Here is a 22,276-nt window from a genome sequence, read left to right on the forward strand (position 1 = left end):
CCGCACGCCGGATGAGGCATACTTCGCGACGCTGCCTGCGATCAAATTGGCAGCATGACCGCCCCGGACGTTCCACTTAAAAATCTCAGAAAACTGTCCGAACGAGCGAGGCCACCTCTTTTCCACCAGATCGGATGGCATAACACGCTTCTTCCGTTGAACCAATCCTGCGTGAGCAAATGAAGACACCGACCGGCGTAGATTGAATTCGACGAAATTGAACGTCTGAATGAACGCCGCGATCAAGATCAAGTCATCAGGGCGCAAGTTCTCCAAGTGCGCGAGTGGATCATCGCCAAGAATGGCCTTGATACTTTCGAGCGGTTCCGTGGGATAGGCGACTGGTAGCGTCATCTCAGAACTATTTGGCGACAAGTCTACAGCGTGAGACCGCTGCTCTCGAAATGACGCGCCAACGCCGTCGTGTTGGGATGGTCTCTAAGCATGACGGGAAGACGCAGCTTGTTCCCATGCAGCGCACCGTACTCGGTGGTACGCAGTGCGGCGGCAACCACTACTGTCTTTGTTTGCGGGTCGATACCAAGGAGACCGAGATCGAAAAGAGTATGCAGGTCTGCCCGAAGGAGAAGTCCATTGCTGACATGATTCGTCTGGGGTCCACGGTACGGAACGATATGCGCAGCTTCCAAGATTTCCTGTACAGCCGAACCGCTGATCGCGCATTGCCGTCCGTAGGCATGAAGCAGTTTGCGCCTGAACCCACGCTGACCTTGCCGTCGAACAATAGCTGCCAATGATTTTTGTCGTGCGTCTGCGTCGCTATGTGGATCAAACGCGCCAGCCGCTTCCGCTTCGTCGTGCGCTTTGGTCGTATCAACGCTTGATGCAGAATTACCCGCGTCCTGCCGTCGCCCTTCTATGTCAAAACCCATAGCATCGAGCTTTCGCTCGACAGTTGTCGCGCCGCCGCTGAAATCACGCCACCTAAGCGGTCCAAGGTCCGGGAACTGATATTTGTGCGCAACGCCGAAGATCGCCTTGGAGTCGTAGCGTTTGCCATCGACAACCAGAAAATAGTCTCTGGCTTTGCCGAAACCATACTCGCTAAGGAAAACGTCGCGTCCCTTACTGTCGAATTCCTTAATAGCTTCGCGCACGGCGTCGGGATCGCTTACATCAGCAAATGGCATTTGTTGTCTCTTCGTATCCGGCGAACTGCTCGTTGACCTAGGTGACGGGTCTCGTTGAAGTCAAGTGGACATGCGTCCAATGTTTGGCCGATTGCACTGACTGCGCTGGACACCCCTATCATTTGATGCCGTAGTAGCTGCCAAGGGCGTCCGCCAACAGGTTTCCACCAGCACCGATCCCAATCGCCCATGCGCCGTCAATCGCCTTCCCGGTCATCTTGGTCATCCATGCCTTAACCTTCGGGCCGAATTGCTTCGTGTCGGCTACGAGCTTGGGATCGTCATCGTCTACGGCGGCCTTCAGTTCTTTCACATCCGATTCGCTGACCCCGGTGTCCTTGAAGGCTTTCGCCAAAGCAGTGAAATCTCCTTTTGTGACGGCGTTGGTGATCGTGGTTTCGTTGTTGTTTCCGAAAACAAATGTCGCGTTATCGCCGAAAACCGCAGATGCAAACATTCCCGGAGCGTCGATACCCTTTGCCGCTTCCTTCATCTCGTCGTCCGCCACGTCACCAAGCTCCCCTTGTAGATTGAGCGCGAAATCCAGCAACCGGGACCGAACTTCAATAAGCGCATTTACGATCTGCGTGGGTTCGAACTGGACCCACGCCCTATCTATATGAAAACTTGGGTCAATCCCACCCTTGGCCAGAAGCCCATAGAACTCTGGTTGGACCGGTCTCATTAAAGAGTCCGTTCCTGCCGACAGTTGTTCTAACACCTGAACTGATTGACGTAGCTTCTCGATGCGGAATCTTTCCCGCACGTCTTTTTCAAGATGCGCCGTGGGTAACTGTGTCGCAGGGTACCGCCAAGCGATGTTGGAAATGTCACCGTGAAGACGTATCGGGATGATTCGATAATCAGGAACCGGTCTGTCGGGCGTGTAGCCGTTCAACTCGTCGTTCATCCATCCAGCAAGCTCCTTGTGTCCGATCCGGTGCATCAACACCTTCATCTTTAGTAGCGCATCCGTCAGCGAACCATTCTTGTCGCTCAGAAGGATGACAACTTCTTCGAGTAGTCGCATTTACCGCTCTACTATCGTCGGGATATTAAATCTTACCGGAAAGCAACCACAGAAGAGAGTTCCGCACGGCAAATAAGCAGCGTTCCAAGGAACAGAGAGACTATGTGTGTTCTTCACCACAATATAGCCACCAGATGACTCGTGCCGGTGCCGCGCATCAGCAGCCAGTCCGCGTCGCTGATTTCGTCCTGTGCGCCGACGGCGAGCGCCACCACGATGCCGCGATGCGGCGCGTCGGCGAGCACTTTGTCGATGCGCGCCCGCAACGCGGCGCGCCAGCGGTCGACGGTCACGCTCACGCCGCGCGCATGGCCCGGCAAGCGCATGGCATGCGCGGGTGCGCTCACATAGCCGGTGGCGCGCACGTTGCGGGCAAGCAGGTTCGCTTCGGCATCGCGCACGCCGAAGTTCGCGTTGCCGTGCGGCCGTTTGAGCCGCACCGTCAAGCGCCAGCGCTCGCCCGGTTCGAGTAAAGGCGCCGGCGCATCGTCGGCGATCCACGACAGTTGAATCACGCGCGGGAAAGCGGCGATAGGCGCATCGGCCGATTCGACCTGAAACAGAAAGCGCGTGCCTTTGTCGCCGCGCGACGGCAAACCCTTGATCGTGCCGATCACGTCGATATGGCGGCCTTCCCAGGCGACCGGCAAGCTCACCGCGAGCCGTGCTTCCGCGCGCCAGGCCGCGTAGCCGAAGCCCGAGCAGAAGGCGGCACACCACAGGGCGCTCCAGCCGATGAACGAACGAATGGGTGTGCTGAACCGCAGCGGGTGCCCGAGCGTAGACGCAGACGCAGCCGTGTTGGCAGCGGTGGCTGTGTTTACAGCCGTGGGCGCATGGATTGCCGTGGCTGCATTTGTAGCCGTAGGCGCATTCGTAGCCGTAGGCGCATTCGTAGCCGTAGCCACATGCGGGGCCGACGCTGCATTCGTAGCCGTGAACACATGCGCAGCCGAGGCCGCATTCGTAGTCGTGGACACATGCGCAGTCGCGACCGCATTTGTAGCCGTGGACACATCCGCAGTCCCGACCGCATTCGTAGCCGTGGCCACATCGGCAGTCGTGACCACGTTCGTAGCCGCGACCACATCCATACCCATTCCCGCACCCACACCCACGGCCCTTTCCGCGATCAAACCGTCATGCGCAACACCAGCCTCCTCGCCGCGTGCCCCGCCCGACGACCCACCCCGCCATCCCCAAGCCGCCACTACTAGCGCGCCGCCGCCGAGCAACGCGAGCATCCACCACTCGTGCCAATCCGGCAACGCGGCCTGCCGCTGCAACCCCATCACGCCCAACGCAAACCCGCACCACCATGCCCGCATTCGCCCTCCGCCAACCGGCGCCGAACGACGACGCGACGCTCGGCGTGCAAGCGTCGACGAGCCCGCCGGGCGTGAGCTGCGCCCGGCGCGAATCACTCAAACCATCGAGTTCGATTATGCAGAGGAAAGCGCGAGCCGCGGCAGTGCGGCGAGCGCGTTAGCCGTTGTGCCTAGGGCGGCTTCGTCCGCGCTCATGCCGCGCAATTGCGCGAGGCCCGCGCCGATGCCCGGAATCTGTTCCGGCGTATTGCGCTGCTTGTACATCCAGGAAGGCGCGATGTCAGGCGCGTCGGTCTCGACGACCAGCGCGTCGAACGGCAATTGCTCGGCGAGGCGGCGAATCTGCCGCGCCCGCTCGAAAGTCAGATTGCCGCCGAAGCCGAGATGCATGCCCTGGTCGATATACGCCTGAGCCTGCTGAAAACTGCCGTTGAACGCATGCGCGATGCCGCGGTGAACCTGATGCCGCCGCAGCCCCTTGATCACCTGGTCCTGTGACTTACGCACGTGGCAGATCACCGGCAGACCGAATTCGCGCGCGAGTTGCAGTTGGCCGTTATAGAAGAATTGCTGGCGCGCGTCGTCGAGACCCTCGACGAAATAATCCAGGCCGATCTCGCCGATGCCGACGAAGCGCGGGTCGTCGAGACTCGCCTCGATTTCCATGCGCAGCAGTTCGAGATCGCGCTCCTGCGCGGACGGCGTGAAAAGCGGATGAATGCCGAGCGCGTACGCGCCGCCGTCGACCCGGTGCGCCAGTTCACGCACCGTCGCGAAGTTCTCGCGGCCGATCGCCGGAATCACGATGCGCCCCACACCTGCATCGCGCGCCGCCGCCGCGACCTGGTCGCGGTCGGCGTCGAATTCGGAAGCGTCGAGATGGCAGTGCGTATCTATCCACATGGCGTGCCTTGCTAGTGGTGGCGTATCAGCTCACGTTCCACGGGGCATCGATCCCCGCATCGATCCCATCATCGATCAGCGCCTTCACGGCGATCACACCGGCACCGGCGGCTCTTCGTGAAGCACGCCGTCGCGCAGGCGCATGATGCGGTCGCAACGTCCGGCCAATTCGGGATCATGCGTGACGATCACGAAACTGGTGTCGAGCGTTTGCGACAGTTCGAGCATCAGGTTGAACACGGTGTCGGCGGTGCTGCCGTCGAGATTGCCGGTCGGCTCATCCGCCAGCACGCACGCGGGCTTCGTGACCAGCGCGCGCGCGATCGCCACCCGCTGGCGCTCGCCGCCCGACAGCTCGCCCGGACGATGCTTCGCGCGATGCCCCATGCCGACGCGCTCCAGCACCGTGAGCGCTTCGCGGCGCGACGCTTCGGTGGTCATGCGGCGAATCCGCAGCGGCATCGCGACGTTGTCGAGCGCGGAAAACTCGGGCAGCAGGTGGTGGAACTGATACACGAAGCCGAGCGCGCGATTGCGCAGGTCGTTGCGTTCGCGCTCGGAGAGCCGGGTGAACGGCTTGCCCATCACCGAGACGTGGCCGGCGCTCGGATCGTCGAGGCCGCCGAGCACATGCAGCAGCGTGCTCTTGCCCGAACCCGACGCGCCGACGATCGCGAGTTTCTCGCCGCGCCGCACGCTCAGTTCGGCGTTGTTGAGCACCTGCACGTTCAGGCCGCCCTGCACGAACGACTTGGAAATGCCGGTTGCTTCCAGCACGTAGGGATGCGGCGCGCTTTCCTGAGAGGTCATGGGTAACGTAGCGGAACGGTCATTCATAGCGCAGCGCCTCCGCGGGACGGACTTTCGCACCGCGCCAGCTCGGGTAAAGCGTCGCCAGCGCCGACATCGCGAAGGCGATGATGCCGATGCGCGCGACGTCGGCCGGAATCAGCTCGGACGGCAGTTCGCTGATGAAATACACCGACGGCGGCAGGAACTGCACGCCGATCAGATGCTCGATCATCGGCACCAGCCACGGAATGCTCCACGCGATCAGGCAGCCGAGCGCGACGCCGGTTGCCGTGCCGACGAAGCCGATCGTCACGCCCTGCACCACGAATATCTTCATGATCGAACCGGGCTGCGCGCCGAGCGTGCGCAGAATCGCGATGTCGGCCTGCTTGTTGGTCACCGTCATCACCAGCGACGACACGAGGTTGAACGCCGCCACCGCGATGATCAGCGTGAGGATGATGAACATCATGCGTTTTTCGATCTGCACCGCCGAGAACCAGGTCTTGTTCTGCTGGGTCCAGTCGCGGATGTACAGGTCGCCGGACAGACTGCGCGCGAGTTGATGCGCGACTTCCGGCGCGCGCTGCATGTCGGTCAGGCGCAGCCGCACGCCGGTCGGCGCGGGCAGGCGGAACAGCGCCTGCGCGTCCTTGATGTTGATCAGCGCGAGCGTGCTGTCGTATTCGTAATGCCCCGACTCGAAGATGCCCACCACCGTGAACTGCTTCAAACGCGGCAGCATGCCGGCCGGCGTGATCGTGCCTTCGGGGGCGACCAGCGTGATCTTGTCGTTGACCTGCACGCCGAGATTGGTGGCGAGGTCCGCGCCCAGCACGATGCCGAAGTCGCCCGGCACGAGGTCGGTCAGCTTGCCGCCCTTCATCTCGCGGCCGATGTCGGACACCTGCGGCTCGAGCGTGGGTTCGACGCCGCGCAGCGCCACGCCGCTCACGGCGTCCTGGCGCGTGAGCAGCGCCTGCGCCTCGACATAAGGCGCCGCGCCGATCACTTCCTTGTTCTGGCGAGCTTCCTGGGCGGTCAATTGCCAGTTGGGCATCGAGCCGGTCGGCGAAAAGATCTCGACGTGCGCGAGCACCGACAGCATGCGGTCACGCACCTCTTTCTGGAAACCGTTCATCACGGACAATACGACGATCAGCGCCGCGACGCCAAGCGCGATGCCCGACATCGAAACGAGCGCGATGAAGGAAATGAAGCCGTTGCCGGTCGTGCGTTTGCCGGCGCGGGTGTAGCGCCAGCCAATCTGCCATTCGTAGGGAAATTTCAAGCGAATCCTTTTCTGCGTTCTTCGGCTGCTCTTGAGCGTTTTGCTGCGCGATGACGGCGGCCAGCCGCGATATGACGACGGTCATGCTTGCGGCATGAGCGCCGTGATCATTGGTGTCGCGGCACCCGCGATGGTTCCGGTATGACGTTCCGGCGTCCGGGCAAAGCTCGCGCCTCCGACGCCCGCCCACCGACGCCGCACCGCCGCCAATCAAGCGCGAAGTTTGCCATACAATGCCGCCGATTCGCGCAAACGGCTTGCGAGCGGGACGCTCGCCGGCGGCGGCCCCCCGCCGCCCCCCCCCCCGCGACGCCGCCGCGCACGCTAACTCAGGTTGTAGCGCCCCCTCAGATCATTGATGAGCGCGGCCGCCTGATTCGCCGCCGCGTCGCGCAGCTCGGCGTCCTTGCGGTCGCGATGCAGGTGAGTGATATCCCAGTTGCAGCCGGTTTCGTCCTCGACGGTCTCGTGAAAGCCGGTCGGAATCCAACCGGCCGTGGCCGGATTGGCATCGAGCGCCTTGACGACGAGTGCGAGCAGTTCCTGCTCGGTTTTCAGTTCACGCGACATGCCGGTCTCCTGCGTCATGTGCGCGGTGCCGCCGCGCGCGGCTTGCTGGTATCGGCGCGGCCCTCGCATGGCGCCGGAATGTGTCGATACGGTCCGCGGCATGGTTCGTGTCGGGTCCGCGTTTGGTCTGAATAGTCGCACTCTTTGCCCTACAATGCGCAGCATCATGCACGCCGACCGCCTTCATCTCCTCCTGCCCTTCGCGCTGCCCGCCGCCGCGGACGCCTCCACCGCCTTACACGACATCCAGAGCCCGGCCCTCGACCGGCTGATTGCGCGCGCCACGCTGGTCGAACGGGTGATCGGCGAGGACTTTCAGCGCACGCTGCCACATGAACGCTGGGTGGCGCGCCAGTTCGGCGCACTGCCGAGCGGCGCGGCCGCCGCCGACGAGGCGCCGCTTGCGCCCTACATGCTGCGCGCCGATGGCGGCGAGCCCGGCAACGCGACGTGGGCGTGCGTACAACCGGTGCATGTGCGGATCGCGCATGACCATCTGGTGCTGATCGATCCCGCCTCGCTGGAGTTGTCCGATGAAGAAGCCGGCGCGCTGCTCGCGGTCGCCCGGCCGCTGATCGAGGAACTCGGCGTGCGCATCGAGGCGCCCAAACCCACGCGCTGGTATTTGTCCGGCGAAGGCTTCGGCACGCTGGCGGGCGCGTCGCCGTTGCGCGCGAGCGGCCGCAACATCGAAATCTGGCTGCCGCACGAGGCGCATTCCGGCGAGCGCTCGCGCGCGTGGATGAAGCTGCAAAACGAAGTGCAGATGGCGTGGTTCGAGCATCCGGTCAATGAAGCGCGCGAGGCGCGCGGCCTGCCGGCCGTCAACTCGATCTGGTTTCATGCGCAAGGCGCGGCGCAACCGGTGCGCAGTCCGTTCGCGCGGGTGTTCTCCGACGCCGCCGCGACACGCGGTCTCGCGATGACCGCCGGTGTGCGGACCGGCGCGCCGCCGGCTTCGTTCGGCGCGCTGTCCGCCGCCGTCAACGGTACGTTCGGGAGCATGAGCCATGCCGCGAGCAACGCCGAACCCACCACGCTGGTCGAACTCGATCCGTTCTCCGCGCCGTACATCCAGCAGGACTGGGCGCGCTGGAACGACGCCTTCGCGGCGTTGCAGAGCGACTGGTTCGAACCGGCGCTCGACGCGCTGCAATCCGGCCGGCTCGGCGAACTCGGCCTGACCTTGTGCGGCGACACCGGCTCGGTGACGCTCTCGGTCACGCGCGGCGACCTGCGCAAATTCTGGCGGCGGCGCGTGCTCGCCTCGCTTTTCATCGAATGATTGATCGCCTGATCCACGGCCTTTCCGAATGACTCGAATCGTTACGCGCGCCTCGTCTCCCGTCGACGCCGAAATTCTCATCCGTCACGGCCTGCATCCGGTGCTCGCGCGCCTGTACGCCGCGCGCGGCGTGTGCATGCCCGACGAAATCGAAACCGGTCTCGCGCGCCTCGTGGCGCCCGCCGGACTCAAGGGCTGCGAGGACGCCGCCGCGCTGCTCGCCGACGCGATCGAGGACAAGCGCCGCATGCTGGTGGTCGCCGACTACGACTGCGACGGCGCCACCGCGTGCGCGGTCGCGGTGCGCGGCCTGCGCATGTTCGGCGGCCGGATCGACTATCTGGTGCCGAACCGCTTCGAATACGGTTACGGCCTCACGCCCGAGATCGTCGCGCTGGCCGCGAGGAACGCGTCCGGCAAGCCGGATCTGCTGATCACGGTCGACAACGGCATCGCCAGCGTCGACGGCGTGGAGGCGGCCAACGCGCTCGGCATCGACGTGCTCGTCACCGATCACCATCTGCCCGGCGACGAACTGCCCGCGGCCCGCGCGATCGTCAATCCGAATCAGCCGGGCTGCACGTTTCCGAGCAAGTGCATCGCGGGCGTCGGCGTGATGTTTTACGTGCTGCTGGCGTTGCGCGCCGAATTGCGCCGCCGCGGCGCGTTCAACGACCTGCATCCCGAGCCGCGTCTGGACGGCCTGCTCGATCTGGTCGCGCTCGGCACGGTCGCGGACGTCGTCAAGCTCGACGGCAACAACCGCGTGCTGGTCGCGCAAGGCTTGCAGCGCATCCGCAAAGGCAAGATGCAGCCGGGCATCGCCGCCCTCTTTCGCGCCGCCGCGCGCGACGCGCGCAGCGCGTCGGGTTTCGATCTGGGCTTTGCGCTCGGCCCGCGGCTGAATGCGGCCGGCCGTCTGTCCGACATGTCGCTCGGCATCGAATGCCTGACCACCGACGACATCGGCCGCGCATGGGACCTCGCGCAGCAACTGGATACGATGAACCGCGAACGCCGCGAGATCGAAGCCGGCATGCAGCAGCAGGCGCTCGACGATCTTTCCACGATCGACCCCGACGGCGCGACCACCATCACGCTGTTCAATCCGGCGTGGCACCAGGGCGTGATCGGCATCGTCGCCGGGCGCCTGAAGGAGAAGTTCCACCGCCCCTCGTTCACGTTCGCGCTCGCCGACGACAGCGGCCAGCTCGTCAAGGGCTCGGGCCGTTCGATCGCGGGCTTTCATCTGCGCGACGCGCTCGATCTGATCTCGAAGCGCGAGCCCGGCCTGATCGTCAAGTTCGGCGGCCACGCGATGGCCGCGGGCCTGACGCTCGCCGCCGCCGACGTGCCGCGCTTCACCGCCGCGTTCGAGGCGGTCGGCCGCGAATGGCTCTCCGAGGAGGCGCTGTCGCGCACCATCGAGACCGACGGCGAACTCGAGGACGCCTACTTCACGCCGCAATTCGTCGAGATGCTCGACGCCGCCGTGTGGGGCCAAGGCTTCCCGGCGCCGGTGTTTTCCGGCGAATTCGACATCGCGTCCCAGGCGCTGGTGAAGGACAAGCATCTGAAGCTGCAACTCGTGCGCGGCCGCCAGCGCTTCAACGCGATCTGGTTCAACCACACCGACACGCTGCCCGCGCGCACCACCGTCGCCTATCGCCTCGCGAGCGACACATGGAACGGCGTGTCGCGGGTGCAATTGATCGTCGAGCACGCGGCAAGCTAGTCGCGCGACGCTCGGCCGGCATGCGCGGCGGCGCCAAAACCACTGCAAAATCAACCCGGAACGCGCGCCGGATCGCTCGGGAGCGCCCGGCGCGGCGCGCCGATCGGCTATAATTTCCCCTTTTTACGAAGCCACAAAAGATCGACATGGAAGCGGAACGTCTCAACGCGATCGAAGCCTCTCTGGCGGACCTGCGCACGCGCGCGGCCGACCTACGGGGGTATCTTTGACTACGACGACAAGTCTCGTCGCCTGATCGAAGTCAACCGGGAACTCGAAGACCCGGACGTCTGGAACGACTCGAAGCACGCCCAGGCCCTCGGCCGGGAAAAGAAACTGCTCGACGACGTGGTCGGCAAACTCACCTCGCTCGACAACGACCTGCGCGACGCGCAGGACCTGTTCGACATGGCCCGCGAGGAAGGCGACGATGAAACCCTGATCGCCTGCGAAACGGACGCGCAAGGGCTCGAACAGCGCGTCGCCGACATGGAATTCCGCCGGATGTTCGCGAATCCGGCCGACCCGAACAACGCCTTCCTCGACATTCAGGCCGGCGCCGGCGGCACCGAAGCGTGCGACTGGGCGTCGATGCTGCTGCGCCAGTACCTGCGCTACTGCGAGCGCAAGGGCTTCAAGACCGAAGTGCTGGAACAGACCGAGGGCGACGTCGCGGGCATCAAGAACGCGACCATCAAGATCGAGGGCGAATACGCGTACGGCTTCCTGCGCACCGAAACCGGCGTGCACCGCCTCGTGCGCAAGTCGCCGTTCGATTCGTCGGGCGGGCGTCATACGTCGTTCTCGTCCGTGTTCGTGTACCCGGAAGTCGACGATTCGATCGAAGTCGACATCAATCCGGCCGATCTGCGCATCGACACCTACCGCGCGTCCGGCGCGGGCGGTCAGCACATCAACAAGACCGACTCCGCGGTGCGTATCACGCACATGCCGTCGGGCATCGTCGTGCAGTGCCAGAACGACCGTTCGCAGCACCGCAACCGCGCCGAAGCCATGGCCATGCTGAAATCGCGCCTGTACGAAGCGGAAATCCGCAAGCGTCAGGCCGAGCAGGACAAGCTCGAAGCCGGCAAGACCGATGTGGGCTGGGGTCATCAGATTCGCTCGTACGTGCTGGACAACAGCCGTATCAAGGATCTGCGCACCAACGTCGAAATCAGCAATACCAAGAGCGTGCTCGACGGCGACCTCGATCCGTTCATCAGCGCCAGCCTGAAACAGGGCGTCTAAAGCGCAACCGGCGCGGCATGCATCGCATTGCCGCGCCGCATCTTTTTTAACGCCTGTTCGTCGACGTACTCGCAGGCCACCCGCGCGAGATTCATCCGATGCGGGCCACCGAATACCAGATCATCATGACCGAATCGACCCAGCGTAATGTGGCGCAGCCTAATGCGGCCCAGCCGAACGTCGTGCCCGAGTTGGACGACAACAAGATCATCGCCGAGCGCCGCGAAAAGCTGCGCGAACTGCGCGAGCACGGCGTCGCCTATCCGAACGACTTCCGTCCCACGCATCACGCGGACGATCTGCAATCGCAGTACGAGCACGCGGACAAGGAAGCGCTCGAGGCCAACCCGCTCGAAGTCGCGATCGCCGGCCGCATGATGCTCAAGCGCGTGATGGGCAAGGCGAGCTTCGCCACCGTGCGCGACGGTTCGGGTCAGATCCAGTTCTTCATCACGCCGGCCGACGTCGGCCAGGAAACGTACGACGCCTTCAAGAAGTGGGACATGGGCGACATCGTCGCGGCGCGCGGCGTGCTGTTCCGCACCAACAAGGGCGAGCTCTCGGTGCGTTGCACGAACCTGCGTCTGCTGTCGAAGTCGCTGCGTCCGCTGCCGGACAAATTCCACGGCCTGTCGGATCAGGAGATGAAGTACCGCCAGCGCTACGTCGACCTGATCGTCACGCCGGAAACGCGCAAGACGTTCGTCGCACGCACCAAGGCGATCTCGTCGATCCGCAAGTTCATGGCCGACGCGGATTTCATGGAAGTCGAAACGCCGATGCTGCACCCGATTCCGGGCGGCGCGGCGGCCAAGCCGTTCACCACGCACCACAACGCGCTTGACATGCAGATGTTCCTGCGCATCGCGCCCGAACTGTATCTGAAGCGGCTGGTGGTCGGCGGCTTCGAGCGCGTGTTCGAGATCAACCGGAATTTCCGTAACGAGGGCGTCTCGGTGCGCCACAATCCGGAATTCACGATGATCGAGTTTTACGCGGCGTACACCGATTACAGGTGGGTGATGGACTTCACCGAGCAGTTGATCCGCCAGGCGGCGATCGACGCATTGGGCACCGCCACGATCACCTATCAGGGCCGCGAGCTCGATCTCGCCAAGCCGTTCCACCGGCTGACGATCACGCAGGCGATCCAGAAGTACGCGCCGCAATACACGAACCAGCAACTCGCCGACAGCGCATTCCTGCGTACCGAGTTGAAGAAGTTCGGCGTGGACGCGTCGCAGCCGCAGTTCCTCAATGCCGGCGTGGGTTCGCTGCAACTGGCGCTGTTCGAGGAAACCGCCGAGTCGCAATTGTGGGAGCCGACGTACATCATCGACTACCCGGTCGAGGTGTCGCCCCTCGCGCGCGCGTCGGACAAGGTGCCCGGCATCACCGAGCGCTTCGAGCTGTTCATCACGGGCCGTGAGATCGCCAATGGCTTCTCGGAACTGAACGATCCGGAAGACCAGGCCGCCCGCTTCAAGAAGCAGGTCGACCAGAAAGAGGCCGGCGACGAAGAAGCGATGTTCTACGACGCCGACTACATCCGCGCGCTCGAATACGGCATGCCGCCGGCCGGCGGTTGCGGCATCGGCATCGACCGCCTGGTGATGATGCTGACCGACAGCCCGAGCATCCGCGACGTGATTCTGTTTCCGCATCTGCGCCGCGAGGATTGATCGTTGCGCGGCCTCGCATCAAGTGAAACGCCCGGCTCGATTGAACTGACGCCGGGCGTTTTTCTTGCGGCGCGCAAAAAGCCGTATGCAGCCGTTGATGGTTGTAACCATCGGTAAAAGGCCTGCCTAGCGACCACGCCGTGTTCTCAGCAACTGTTTGCGAGCCTTGAAGGAATCCGCACACCCTGCCCCGCAGCGCGAGCTTCGATGCGGTCAGCCCGGGATGATTGCCTCCAACATGTTACAAATTGAAACCCTCGCGGGATCGATTTGCCCCGACACTCAGTCTCAATAACAGTCGACTCTGCTTAAGACGGAGGCCAGTATGGACAGTCCAGATTTCAAATCCACGCAACCACGCCGTATCCATCCGCTCGTCGCGACAGCCGCGGGCGCGGTCATCATTGCCAGTCTCGTGGCGACAGCGGCCATGACAGGGCTCTTTCCCAAAGCCTCGAGCAACGGCGCGCAAACCGACCAGACGCAAACCGCCCAGGTGACGACGCAGCCGAACGTCATCGACTCTGCCGCACCGGCGAATCCATCGGCGCAGCAGTCAGCGCAACAGTCGGCGCAACAAGGCGCGCCGCAGAACGCTCAGCAAGCCGCTCAACAACAGGCTGAACAGCAACCGCAACGCGCCCCTGCTCCGGCGCCCGCCCAGCAACAGTACGCGCAGCAGCAACAAGCGCAGGCGGCGCCGCAATATGCGCAACAGCAACAGCAGCAGCCGCGGTCGGCTTATTGCTCCACGTGCGGCACGGTGGTCGCTATTTCGGCGGTGCGTCAGGAAGGCCACGGCACCGGTATCGGCGCGGTCGGCGGCGCGGTGGCCGGCGGCGTGGTCGGCAATCAGTTCGGCAGCGGCAACGGCCGTACCGCGATGACCTTGCTCGGCGCGCTGGGCGGCGGTCTCGCGGGCAATTCGGTCGAAAAGCACATCCGCAGCACGACTTCCTATTCGGTGCGGGTGCGGATGGAAAACGGCAAGACGCGCTACTTTACGTACCATGAAGCCCCGCCGTTCCAGCAAGGTCAGCGCGTGCGCGTGGAAAACGGCACGCTCGTGGCGGGCTGAGCGTCGGCGGCAGCCCAGGCTGCGATAGTGCGGCAGGCAGGCGTTAAAAAAGGCGATTCCAATGGAATCGCCTTTTTCCTTGCCGCGGCCGCCGCGCCAGTCATCGCGCGACGGCGGCGAAAACTCAGTAATCCGCGTCTTCAATCCATGCAGCCTGAATCGCTTCGAGGATCTTCTCGTTCGACCGGTTGGGATCGTCGTCGAACCCCTCCAGTTCGGTGACCCAGCGGTGCAAGTCGGTGAAGCGCACCTGCTGCGGGTCGATGTCCTGGTGCTTGTCAGTCAGGGCCATCGCGATGTCTTGCGTATCGGTCCACTTCATGGCTGCATCCTCCTGTTAGTGGTTTTCCTTCGCGTGATTGATCGAGTAGCGCGGGATTTCGACAACCAGATCCTGCTCTTCAGGCACGATCGCCTGGCACGACAGACGCGAGGCCGGCTCGAGCCCCCACGCCTTGTCCAACAGATCGTCCTCGTCTTCCTCGGACGGCGTCAAGGCGGCGAAACCCTCACGCACGATCACGTGACAGGTCGTGCACGCGCACGACTTCTCGCAAGCATGCTCGATTTCGATGCCGTTATCGAGCAGGTTGTCGCAGATGCTCTTGCCGGGTACGGCGTCGATCACCGCGCCTTCCGGGCACAGTTCGACGTGAGGCAGCACAACGATTTGAGGCATACATTTTCCGTTTAGGTCTGAGGCACGGTCGGCGCAACAGCCTACGTACCATTTTACTGGCGGCACGCGGACTTTTTAAGTCCGCGCGGCGCGCTTCGGTTTGGGTTAGCGGGCTTCGCGGCCCGCGTGCCGCCGGCGCGACTCAGATCTCGTCGAGCTTGCGGCCGGCGAGCGCGCGGCGAATGCCCTTGTTCATGCGGCGCGCGGCGAATTCGTCGGTGCCTTCGGCGAGCGTTTTCGTCGCGGCTTCGATCGCGTCGACGTCGTCGCTTTGCTCGACGTTGCGCAGCGCGTTCAACAGCGCGTCGAGTTCGGCGCGTTCGCTGTCGTCGAGCAATTCGGCGTCGGCGGCGAGCGCCGCGTCGGTCGCTTCCACGAGACGCCGCGCTTCGACCTGCGCCTCGCGCAGCGCGCGGGCGCGCATGTCGACTTCGGCGGTCGAGAAACTGTCTTCGAGCATTCTGGCGATGTCGTCGTCGGCGAGACCGTAGGACGGCTTCACCACCACCGACGCTTCCACGCCCGAGGCCAGCTCGCGTGCGAACACGGACAGCAGACCGTCGGCGTCGACCTGATACGTGACGCGGATGCGCGCCGCGCCGGCCGCCATCGGCGGAATGCCGCGCAGCTCGAAACGCGCGAGCGAGCGGCAATCGCTGACGAGCTCGCGCTCGCCTTGCACGACGTGGATCGCCATCGCCGTCTGGCCGTCCTTGAAGGTCGTGAAATCCTGCGCGCGCGCGACCGGAATGGTCGAATTGCGCGGGATGATCTTCTCGGTCAGACCGCCCATCGTCTCCACGCCGAGCGACAGCGGGATCACGTCGAGCAGCAGCCAGTCGTCGCCGTCCGCGCCGCGGTTGCCCGCGAGCAGATCGGCCTGGATCGCCGCGCCGAGCGCGACGACCTGATCCGGGTCGAGATTGATGAGCGGCGGCTGGCCGAAAAACGACTCGACCGCGCGGCGAATCACCGGCATACGCGTCGCGCCGCCGACCAGCACGACGCCCTTGATGTCCTTCGTCGTGACCCTGGCGTCGCGCAGCGCTTTCTTCGTGGGCCCGAGCGTGCGCTGCACCAGCGCCTGCGTGATGGCCTCGAAAGTGGCTTCCTCGATCGTCAGATCGATCCGGGCGCCGTTCGAGAGCGTCGCCTGTAGCGTTGCACTCGGCGCGTCCGACAACGCCTCCTTGGTCACGCGCACGCTGTCGAGCAGCAGGCGAACGTCTTCAGGCGCGAGCGTTTGCGGGGCAATACCCGCCTGCTCCAGCACATGGCGATACAACATGTGATCGAAATCGTCGCCGCCGAGCGCGGAATCGCCGCCCGCCGCGAGCACTTCGAACACGCCCTTCGTGAGCTTCAGAATCGACAGATCGAAGGTGCCGCCGCCGAGGTCGTACACCGCGTACAGGCCTTCGGAGCCGTTGTCGAGGCCGTAGGCGATCGCGGCCGCCGTCGGCTCGTTCAGCAGACGCAGCACGTTCAGGCCCGCGAGGCGGGCGGCGTCCTTGGTCGCCTGGCGCTGCGCCTCATCGAAGTAAGCAGGCACCGTGATGACCGCGCCGACCAGTTCGTCGCCGAGCGTGTCCTCGGCGCGCTGGCGCAGCGTGGCGAGAATTTCCGCCGACACTTCCACCGGGCTTTTCACGCCGTCGACGGTACGGATCTGCACCATGCCTGGGGCGTCGATGAAATCGTACGGCGCGTTCTCGGCGCCCTCGACTTCCGCCTTGCCCCGGCCCATGAAGCGCTTGACCGACACGATCGTGTTGCGCGGGTCGGTGGCCGCTTCAGCCTTGGCCGCCCGGCCGATGCGGCGACCGCCCTTTTCGAGGTAACGCACCACCGACGGCAGCAGCACATGGCCGTCGTCGTCGGGCAGCACGTCGGGTACGCCGCTGCGCACGGCGGCGACGAGGGAATTGGTGGTGCCGAGGTCGATACCGACCGCCAGGCGCCGCTGATGAGGCGCCGGCGCCATGCCGGGTTCGGAGATTTGCAGTAAGGCCATCTGGATCTTCTCGGGGCCGCTTCGCCCCGTCCTGAATTTTCGCGTTGCTGGATATAAAGCTTCGGCTGTTCCGGCTGCGTTCTGGCGCGGCGTTGGCTCGCGCCCGGATCGCTAGTGTTCGAGCCGCTCGATCTGCGCGTCGATTTCCGACGCTACCCGCTCGATGAACATCAACTGCCGCACCGCCTCGCCCGCCGCCTGATTCGCGCCGCTGTCGAGCAATGCGCCGAGCTTGGTGAAACGCATGCGCTCTTCGTCGCGCAGTTCGGTCAGCAGGGCGTCGAGCGCGTCGACGTTTTTCGCCGCGGCGGCGTCCTCGATGCCTTCGCGCCACTCCATCTGCTGCATCAGGAACGACGGCTCCATCGCCGTATTGTTCTCCGCGCCGACGTCGATGCCGCGCAGATGCAGCAGGTAAGTAGCGCGCTTGAGCGGATCGCGCAGCGTCTGATACGCCTCGTTGGTGCGCGTCGCCCACTGCATGGCGATGCGCTTTTGCGCGTCGCCGGCCGCCGCGAAGCGGTCGGGATGCACCTGGGCCTGCACGGTGCGGTACGCGTGATCGAGCGTCGTTGCGTCGAGCGCGAATTGCGCCGGCAGACCGAACAGGTCGAAGTGGCTGTCGTTCAGCGAGGCCATCGGATAGAAGAGGTCCGTTCAGGAAAGCGCACAAGAGTGCCGTCTAAAAACGCGGATGAAACTAAAAAGGCGGCCCGCGCCGCCTTTTGTCCGCCGCACGCGGAAGTGTTCCGGTTTATACCCGGAACGACTCGCCGCAACCGCATTCGTCCTTCACGTTCGGATTGTTGAACTTGAAGCCTTCGTTCAATCCTTCGCGCGCGAAGTCGAGTTCAGTGCCGTCGATATAGGCGAGGCTCTTGGGGTCGACAATGATCTTCACGCCGTTGCATTCGAACACCTGGTCTTCGGGCGCGAGTTCGTCCACGTACTCGAGCTTGTAGGCGAGGCCGGAGCAACCGGTGGTACGCACGCCGAGGCGCAGCCCGACGCCTTTACCGCGGCGGATCAGATACTTCTGGACGTGCTGTGCTGCCTTTTCGGTCAACGTAATTGCCATTGCGTTTCTCATTGCGCAGTGTGCGGGCAGTCCGCGTTTCGTCACTCGGGCTTATCGCCGCGGTGATTCCTCGCGCTGCCACCCTGCCTGCATCAAATATCGCTCATGCCGGGCGGCGCGTTCGTTGCGCCGCCGTTTCCGGCTCACTTCGAATCCCGACGCCCGCTTACGCGGTTTGCTTGTCGCCCTCGACAACCGCGGCAACGCCGTGGCGTTGCTTGTAGTCGGCGACCGCTGCCTTGATCGCGTCTTCCGCGAGGATCGAGCAGTGGATCTTCACCGGCGGCAGCGCGAGTTCTTCAGCGATCTGCGTGTTCTTGATCGACATGGCCTGATCGAGCGTCTTGCCCTTCACCCATTCGGTGACGAGCGAGCTCGACGCAATCGCCGAACCGCAGCCATACGTCTTGAACTTCGCGTCTTCGATGACGCCGTCCGCGCCGACGCGAATCTGCAGCTTCATCACGTCGCCGCAGGCCGGCGCGCCGACCATGCCGGTGCCGACCGCATCGTCGTCCTTCGCGAAGGAACCGACGTTGCGCGGGTTTTCATAGTGGTCCAGTACCTTGTCGCTATAAGCCATGATCACACTCCTTGATTCGTTTCAACCTGCAATTCGATGAATTCGACGTTCACAAACCGGCGCGTCAGTGCGCTGCCCACTGGATGGTCGAGATGTCGATCCCGTCCTGGTGCATTTCCCACAGCGGCGACAGATCGCGCAGCTTCGAAATCTTGGTCTTCAGCAGGTTGATTACATAGTCGACGTCCTGCTCGGTCGTGAAGCGGCCCACCGTGAAGCGGATCGAGCTGTGCGCGAGTTCGTCGTTGCGACCCAATGCGCGCAGCACGTACGACGGTTCCAGCGAAGCCGACGTGCAAGCCGAGCCCGACGACACCGCGACGTCCTTTACCGCCATGATCAGCGATTCGCCTTCGACGAAATTGAAGCTGATGTTCAGGTTGTGCGGCACACGCTTTTCCATGTCGCCGTTCACATACACTTCTTCCAATTCCGACAGGCCGCGCAACAGACGATCGCGCAGCATGCGAATGCGCTCGTTCTCCGTCGCCATCTCTTCGCGCGCGATACGGAACGCCTCGCCCATGCCGACGATCTGGTGCGTGGCCAGCGTGCCCGAACGCATGCCGCGCTCGTGACCGCCGCCGTGCATTTGCGCCTCGATACGGATACGCGGCTTGCGGCGCACGTACAGCGCGCCGATGCCCTTCGGGCCATAGGTCTTGTGCGCCGAGAACGACATCAGGTCGACCTTCAGCTTTTGCAGATCGATGTCGATCTTGCCGGTGGCTTGCGCGGCGTCGACGTGGAAAATGATGCCTTTTTCACGGCAGATTTCACCGATCGCCTCGATGTCCTGGATCACGCCGATCTCGTTGTTCACCGACATCACCGACACGAGGATCGTGTCCGGACGCAGCGCGGCCTTGAACACGTCGAGGTCGATCAGACCGTCGTCCTTCACGTCCAGATACGTGACTTCGAAGCCTTCGCGCTCGAGTTCGCGGCAGGTATCGAGCACGGCCTTGTGCTCGGTCTTCACCGTGACGATGTGCTTGCCCTTGCTCTTGTAGAAGTGCGCGGCGCCCTTGATCGCGAGGTTGTCCGATTCCGTCGCGCCCGAGGTCCAGATGATCTCGCGCGGATCGGCGTTCACCAGCGCGGCCACGTTCTCGCGCGCTTCCTCGACCGCGCGCTCCGCGGTCCAGCCATACGAGTGGCTGCGCGAGGCGGGGTTGCCGAACTGCTCGCGCAAGTACGGAATCATCTTGTCCACCACGCGCGGGTCGACCGGGGTCGTGGCGCTGTAGTCCATGTAAATGGGCAGGTGGGGAATGTCGTTGTTCATGTATCGCTCCGGGGACGTCATATGCTCTGGCTTCTGGATTCTCGATCCGGCTGCGGTGATGCTTCACACCGCGCCACACCGCGCGCTACCGCGCCTAGGAACCGGCCATGTTGAAAACGGAATTGGGCCCTTTCGGCGCCGCGCGAACGGGCTCGACCGCCGGCGCCTCGTTGCGCCGGTCGCGCAACACGGTCGGCACGCCTTCGCGCGCACGCTGCTGGTCGACCAGATCCTTGAGAGAGACGGAATCCAGGTACTCGACCATTTTCTGATTCAGCGTCGACCACAGTTCATGCGTCATGCAGTGGCCGTCGTGCTGTTTGGTGCCCTCGCACGAGCCCTTGCCACCGCATTGGGTGGCATCGAGCGGCTCGTCGACCGCGATGATGATGTCGGCCACGGTCACGTCTTCAGCGCGACGGGCCAGATTGTAGCCGCCGCCCGGTCCGCGCACGGACTCGACGATTTCATGGCGACGCAGCTTGCCAAACAGCTGCTCGAGATACGACAGGGAGATATGTTGGCGCTGGCTGATACCCGCAAGCGTCACCGGGCCCTGCTCCTGGCGCAGTGCCAGGTCAATCATCGCCGTGACGGCGAAACGGCCTTTCGTGGTGAGTCTCATATGTGTGGGAACCGCAATTCTCGACAAGTTTGGTCAAGTATAAATACATGAGTGAATTAGTCAAGTATCCCTGTCGCGATTTGGGTCATTTGTTTAATTGCTGGATGCGTCCGGCGCGGCTCCCCGCAGGACTAGGCCGTCAACTGGGGACGCAACGCCGCGATCAGCCCGCGGCACGCCGCTTCACACTGATCCAGCACTTGCTCGAAACCGTCCGCGCCACCGAAATAGGGATCGGCGACTTCGCGCGTGCCGCTCCAACGGCTGTCCGTCTCGGGGACGAATTCCATCAGCAGTCGGATCTTGTCGCGCTGCTCCGGCGGGCAGATCCGACGCAAGGCCGCGACGTTTTTGTCGTCCATCGCGATCAGCAGATCGAAGCGCTCGAAATCGGCCGGGGCGATCTGGCGTCCGCGCAGCGCTTCCAATTTGTAACCGCGCCGGCCGGCCGCATGTCGCGCACGGTCGTCGGGCGGCGCGCCGATGTGCCAGTCGCCGGTGCCCGCCGAATCGATCAGAATGCGCTCCGCGAGCCTGGCTTCGCCAACGAGGTGGCGCATCACGCCTTCCGCGGTCGGTGAACGGCAGATGTTCCCGAGGCAGACGAAGCAGATGGACACGGTTTTCATTAGAGACTTTCAGGCGCTTCGACGCGCAGGAAACGACGGTTGGCGAACGGTGCCGCGATTATACAAAGGCGCGCGGAATCTCGCCGGGCGCCCCGCCGCCTCGGCCAGGCGCTGCTTCTACCGCCGCAGCGTGCGGCATGTTGCTGTGTCTATTGGATCGCGTCAGGTCTCGCGCTCAGGACGCTTCGGCGAGCGGCGTCGCGGCGACGGCGCGTATCGGCTTTGCCGGCAGCGTCGACGCATCGCCGACCATGCCGTATGAAACAGCGCGCGCGAGTTCCGCGGTCAATTGATCGGCGGCGAGCGGCGCCTGCGAGGCGCGCGAAGCGGCACCGCCGCAAATGTGCAGATAGGCGGCCGCGGCAAGCGGCACAACGATGGCGAGCGGCCAATACACCGATATTGTCTTTTTCATGATGTTGTTTCTTCCGATTGAGGGGCGCGTGAACTCGTGATTCACTATTCCCATGTCGAATCCTATAGAAATTCGCAATCGAGAAAAACCGGCTGGCGCGAGATACAGCGTTGCTATGAATGGAACAGTGAATTGACGGATTCCGCGCACCGCCTCCGCGCGCTGGTTGGCACAAAAAAGAAATCCTTACAAACGCATACAAAGCTCGCATGACGTATCGCGATAATAGCGGTCTCATAGACATGAAACTTTCGCACCGGTCCATCAGATGAAACGCATTGCTTCAATCGTAGGTCTCGCCACCGCTGCGTTGCTGAGCGGCTGCGCGGTATATCCGGACGGCACGCCGATGTACGGCAACGGCTACAGCGGCTATGACGGCTACGCCTATGGCGCGCCGCAGACCAGCGTGTACATGGGCTACGGCAATTACTACGGCCCGGCGTATTACGACGGACCCGGCTACTGGGGAGGCTACCGCGGCTATCCCGATCGCGGTCGACCCTACAACGGTTACCGCGACGGCTACCGCGGCGATAACGGCGGGGGGCGTGGTCAGCCGAACGGCGGAGGGGCTCGCGGCGGGCCGCCGCCACAAGGCGCTGTCGCCGGACCGGGTGGGCCGAGCGGATCGAATGCGGCACGCCCCGGAGCCGGTAGTCCTCCGCCTCCACCTCCGCAACAGGCTGGCAACGGCGGCGGACGGGGTGGCGCGCCGGTCATCAGGGGCGTGCCTGGCCGCCAGTCCGGTGGAATGACCGACCATTGATCCACCCGACGGACCCTGCGGTCGTGCTTGAGCGACAGCGGGCGCTCCGGCTCGACACAGCGGCGCCTCGCGCGCCGCGCCCGGCCGCGAGCAAGCCGGC

23 protein-coding genes and 1 pseudogene are annotated in these 22,276 nt (G+C 63.9%); 6 read left to right on the forward strand and 18 right to left on the reverse strand.

Annotated elements, in window-relative coordinates; translation table 11 throughout:
- The 8 genes and pseudogenes from ACTJLC_RS28645 to ACTJLC_RS28680 form a co-directional block, all read right to left on the reverse strand.
- Window positions 1–354 (reverse strand): hypothetical protein (locus ACTJLC_RS28645; protein WP_440845958.1); only part of this gene is annotated, 354 nt, incomplete at its 3' end.
- A gap of 23 nt (window positions 355–377) precedes the next feature.
- Window positions 378–1,151, reverse strand: coding sequence for an HNH endonuclease (locus ACTJLC_RS28650; RefSeq protein ID WP_440845960.1), 774 nt, complete (start codon window positions 1,149–1,151; stop codon window positions 378–380).
- A gap of 118 nt (window positions 1,152–1,269) precedes the next feature.
- A complete protein-coding gene (locus tag ACTJLC_RS28655; protein ID WP_440845962.1) occupies window positions 1,270–2,181 on the reverse strand; it encodes an AbiTii domain-containing protein in 912 nt (303 codons plus the stop codon).
- A 122-nt stretch (window positions 2,182–2,303) separates the two neighbouring features.
- Window positions 2,304–2,927: pseudogene (locus tag ACTJLC_RS28660) on the reverse strand (ComEC/Rec2 family competence protein); the annotation flags it as partial.
- Window positions 2,928–3,623: 696 nt separating this feature from the next.
- Complete coding sequence (locus ACTJLC_RS28665) at window positions 3,624–4,412, reverse strand: TatD family hydrolase (protein ID WP_310129160.1); 789 nt, start codon at window positions 4,410–4,412, stop codon at window positions 3,624–3,626.
- A 93-nt stretch (window positions 4,413–4,505) separates the two neighbouring features.
- A complete protein-coding gene (gene lolD / locus ACTJLC_RS28670) occupies window positions 4,506–5,249 on the reverse strand; it encodes a lipoprotein-releasing ABC transporter ATP-binding protein LolD (protein WP_083083361.1) in 744 nt (247 codons plus the stop codon).
- Window positions 5,242–6,495, reverse strand: a complete 1,254-nt coding sequence (locus ACTJLC_RS28675; RefSeq protein ID WP_073427565.1) for a lipoprotein-releasing ABC transporter permease subunit — start codon at window positions 6,493–6,495, stop codon at window positions 5,242–5,244. Before ACTJLC_RS28675 ends, lolD begins: the two co-directional genes overlap by 8 nt.
- Window positions 6,496–6,819: 324 nt before the next feature.
- Entirely contained in the window at window positions 6,820–7,065 is a 246-nt protein-coding gene (locus ACTJLC_RS28680; protein ID WP_152035333.1) for a hypothetical protein, read from the reverse strand.
- Between the two features lie 154 nt (window positions 7,066–7,219).
- Between ACTJLC_RS28680 and ACTJLC_RS28685 the strand changes: the two genes are divergently transcribed.
- The 5 genes from ACTJLC_RS28685 to ACTJLC_RS28705 all read left to right on the forward strand — a co-directional run bounded on the left by ACTJLC_RS28685 (window position 7,220) and on the right by ACTJLC_RS28705 (window position 14,096).
- Window positions 7,220–8,350, forward strand: coding sequence for a regulator (locus ACTJLC_RS28685; RefSeq protein WP_310129164.1), 1,131 nt, complete (start codon window positions 7,220–7,222; stop codon window positions 8,348–8,350).
- 28 nt (window positions 8,351–8,378) lie between these two features.
- Window positions 8,379–10,085 carry a single-stranded-DNA-specific exonuclease RecJ gene (gene recJ, locus ACTJLC_RS28690; RefSeq protein ID WP_310129166.1) on the forward strand — a complete coding sequence of 569 codons (1,707 nt, stop codon included), beginning with the start codon at window positions 8,379–8,381 and terminating at the stop codon, window positions 10,083–10,085.
- Window positions 10,086–10,231: 146 nt separating this feature from the next.
- Window positions 10,232–11,336, forward strand: a protein-coding gene (gene prfB, locus ACTJLC_RS28695) for a peptide chain release factor 2 (protein ID WP_114162214.1) whose coding sequence is annotated in 2 segments (ribosomal slippage) — window positions 10,232–10,312 and window positions 10,314–11,336 — 1,104 coding nt in all. Because the reading frame shifts where the segments join, the coding sequence is not laid out codon by codon here.
- 125 nt (window positions 11,337–11,461) lie between these two features.
- Window positions 11,462–13,018: a lysine--tRNA ligase gene (gene lysS, locus ACTJLC_RS28700; protein WP_310129351.1), complete on the forward strand. Its 1,557-nt coding sequence runs from the start codon at window positions 11,462–11,464 to the stop codon at window positions 13,016–13,018.
- A gap of 325 nt (window positions 13,019–13,343) precedes the next feature.
- Window positions 13,344–14,096: a glycine zipper 2TM domain-containing protein gene (locus ACTJLC_RS28705; protein ID WP_310129168.1), complete on the forward strand. Its 753-nt coding sequence runs from the start codon at window positions 13,344–13,346 to the stop codon at window positions 14,094–14,096.
- Between the two features lie 124 nt (window positions 14,097–14,220).
- Here ACTJLC_RS28705 and iscX read toward each other — a convergent pair whose 3' ends face one another.
- The 10 genes from iscX to ACTJLC_RS28755 form a co-directional block, all read right to left on the reverse strand.
- Complete coding sequence (iscX, locus tag ACTJLC_RS28710; protein WP_007181290.1) at window positions 14,221–14,418, reverse strand: Fe-S cluster assembly protein IscX; 198 nt, start codon at window positions 14,416–14,418, stop codon at window positions 14,221–14,223.
- A gap of 15 nt (window positions 14,419–14,433) precedes the next feature.
- Window positions 14,434–14,775 carry an ISC system 2Fe-2S type ferredoxin gene (gene fdx / locus ACTJLC_RS28715; RefSeq protein WP_073427560.1) on the reverse strand — a complete coding sequence of 114 codons (342 nt, stop codon included), beginning with the start codon at window positions 14,773–14,775 and terminating at the stop codon, window positions 14,434–14,436.
- 142 nt (window positions 14,776–14,917) lie between these two features.
- The gene (gene hscA / locus ACTJLC_RS28720; RefSeq protein ID WP_310129171.1) at window positions 14,918–16,789 is read right to left on the reverse strand and encodes a Fe-S protein assembly chaperone HscA; all 1,872 of its coding nucleotides are present in this window, start codon (window positions 16,787–16,789) and stop codon (window positions 14,918–14,920) included.
- A 111-nt stretch (window positions 16,790–16,900) separates the two neighbouring features.
- Complete coding sequence (gene hscB / locus ACTJLC_RS28725) at window positions 16,901–17,428, reverse strand: Fe-S protein assembly co-chaperone HscB (RefSeq protein WP_073427558.1); 528 nt, start codon at window positions 17,426–17,428, stop codon at window positions 16,901–16,903.
- Between the two features lie 115 nt (window positions 17,429–17,543).
- Entirely contained in the window at window positions 17,544–17,867 is a 324-nt protein-coding gene (gene iscA / locus ACTJLC_RS28730) for an iron-sulfur cluster assembly protein IscA (protein ID WP_073427557.1), read from the reverse strand.
- Between the two features lie 166 nt (window positions 17,868–18,033).
- Window positions 18,034–18,450, reverse strand: coding sequence for a Fe-S cluster assembly scaffold IscU (gene iscU, locus ACTJLC_RS28735; protein ID WP_073427556.1), 417 nt, complete (start codon window positions 18,448–18,450; stop codon window positions 18,034–18,036).
- Between the two features lie 64 nt (window positions 18,451–18,514).
- Window positions 18,515–19,738 (reverse strand): IscS subfamily cysteine desulfurase, encoded by a 1,224-nt coding sequence (locus ACTJLC_RS28740; protein WP_073427555.1) that lies wholly within the window; start codon window positions 19,736–19,738, stop codon window positions 18,515–18,517.
- A gap of 94 nt (window positions 19,739–19,832) precedes the next feature.
- Window positions 19,833–20,363, reverse strand: coding sequence for a Fe-S cluster assembly transcriptional regulator IscR (gene iscR, locus ACTJLC_RS28745; RefSeq protein WP_073427554.1), 531 nt, complete (start codon window positions 20,361–20,363; stop codon window positions 19,833–19,835).
- Window positions 20,364–20,494: 131 nt separating this feature from the next.
- A complete protein-coding gene (locus ACTJLC_RS28750) occupies window positions 20,495–20,992 on the reverse strand; it encodes a low molecular weight protein-tyrosine-phosphatase (protein ID WP_310119949.1) in 498 nt (165 codons plus the stop codon).
- Window positions 20,993–21,167: 175 nt separating this feature from the next.
- On the reverse strand, window positions 21,168–21,407 hold the full coding sequence (locus tag ACTJLC_RS28755; protein ID WP_310129174.1) for a hypothetical protein: 240 nt from the start codon (window positions 21,405–21,407) through the stop codon (window positions 21,168–21,170).
- Between the two features lie 268 nt (window positions 21,408–21,675).
- Here ACTJLC_RS28755 and ACTJLC_RS28760 point away from each other — a divergent pair, with 268 nt between their 5' ends.
- A complete protein-coding gene (locus ACTJLC_RS28760; protein ID WP_310129176.1) occupies window positions 21,676–22,176 on the forward strand; it encodes a hypothetical protein in 501 nt (166 codons plus the stop codon).
- The last annotated feature ends 100 nt before the right edge of the window (window positions 22,177–22,276 follow it).

This window comes from Paraburkholderia sp. 22099, assembly GCF_052045835.1.
Lineage (GTDB): Bacteria > Pseudomonadota > Gammaproteobacteria > Burkholderiales > Burkholderiaceae > Paraburkholderia > Paraburkholderia terricola.

Bases quoted from the DNA above. Each gene is read 5' to 3' on its own strand.
- iscR (WP_073427554.1), bottom strand. From the start codon at position 20,363: ATGAGACTCACCACGAAAGGCCGTTTCGCCGTCACGGCGATGATTGAC.
- fdx (WP_073427560.1), bottom strand. From the start codon at position 14,775: ATGCCTCAAATCGTTGTGCTGCCTCACGTCGAACTGTGCCCGGAAGGC.
- ACTJLC_RS28680 (WP_152035333.1), bottom strand. From the start codon at position 7,065: ATGTCGCGTGAACTGAAAACCGAGCAGGAACTGCTCGCACTCGTCGTC.
- iscA (WP_073427557.1), bottom strand. From the start codon at position 17,867: ATGGCAATTACGTTGACCGAAAAGGCAGCACAGCACGTCCAGAAGTAT.
- ACTJLC_RS28655 (WP_440845962.1), bottom strand. From the start codon at position 2,181: ATGCGACTACTCGAAGAAGTTGTCATCCTTCTGAGCGACAAGAATGGT.
- recJ (WP_310129166.1), top strand. From the start codon at position 8,379: ATGACTCGAATCGTTACGCGCGCCTCGTCTCCCGTCGACGCCGAAATT.
- ACTJLC_RS28665 (WP_310129160.1), bottom strand. From the start codon at position 4,412: ATGTGGATAGATACGCACTGCCATCTCGACGCTTCCGAATTCGACGCC.
- iscX (WP_007181290.1), bottom strand. From the start codon at position 14,418: ATGAAGTGGACCGATACGCAAGACATCGCGATGGCCCTGACTGACAAG.
- iscU (WP_073427556.1), bottom strand. From the start codon at position 18,450: ATGGCTTATAGCGACAAGGTACTGGACCACTATGAAAACCCGCGCAAC.
- ACTJLC_RS28685 (WP_310129164.1), top strand. From the start codon at position 7,220: ATGCGCAGCATCATGCACGCCGACCGCCTTCATCTCCTCCTGCCCTTC.
- ACTJLC_RS28760 (WP_310129176.1), top strand. From the start codon at position 21,676: ATGAAACGCATTGCTTCAATCGTAGGTCTCGCCACCGCTGCGTTGCTG.
- hscB (WP_073427558.1), bottom strand. From the start codon at position 17,428: ATGGCCTCGCTGAACGACAGCCACTTCGACCTGTTCGGTCTGCCGGCG.
- ACTJLC_RS28705 (WP_310129168.1), top strand. From the start codon at position 13,344: ATGGACAGTCCAGATTTCAAATCCACGCAACCACGCCGTATCCATCCG.
- lysS (WP_310129351.1), top strand. From the start codon at position 11,462: ATGACCGAATCGACCCAGCGTAATGTGGCGCAGCCTAATGCGGCCCAG.
- ACTJLC_RS28650 (WP_440845960.1), bottom strand. From the start codon at position 1,151: ATGCCATTTGCTGATGTAAGCGATCCCGACGCCGTGCGCGAAGCTATT.
- lolD (WP_083083361.1), bottom strand. From the start codon at position 5,249: ATGAATGACCGTTCCGCTACGTTACCCATGACCTCTCAGGAAAGCGCG.
- ACTJLC_RS28740 (WP_073427555.1), bottom strand. From the start codon at position 19,738: ATGAACAACGACATTCCCCACCTGCCCATTTACATGGACTACAGCGCC.
- ACTJLC_RS28750 (WP_310119949.1), bottom strand. From the start codon at position 20,992: ATGAAAACCGTGTCCATCTGCTTCGTCTGCCTCGGGAACATCTGCCGT.
- hscA (WP_310129171.1), bottom strand. From the start codon at position 16,789: ATGGCCTTACTGCAAATCTCCGAACCCGGCATGGCGCCGGCGCCTCAT.
- ACTJLC_RS28755 (WP_310129174.1), bottom strand. From the start codon at position 21,407: ATGAAAAAGACAATATCGGTGTATTGGCCGCTCGCCATCGTTGTGCCG.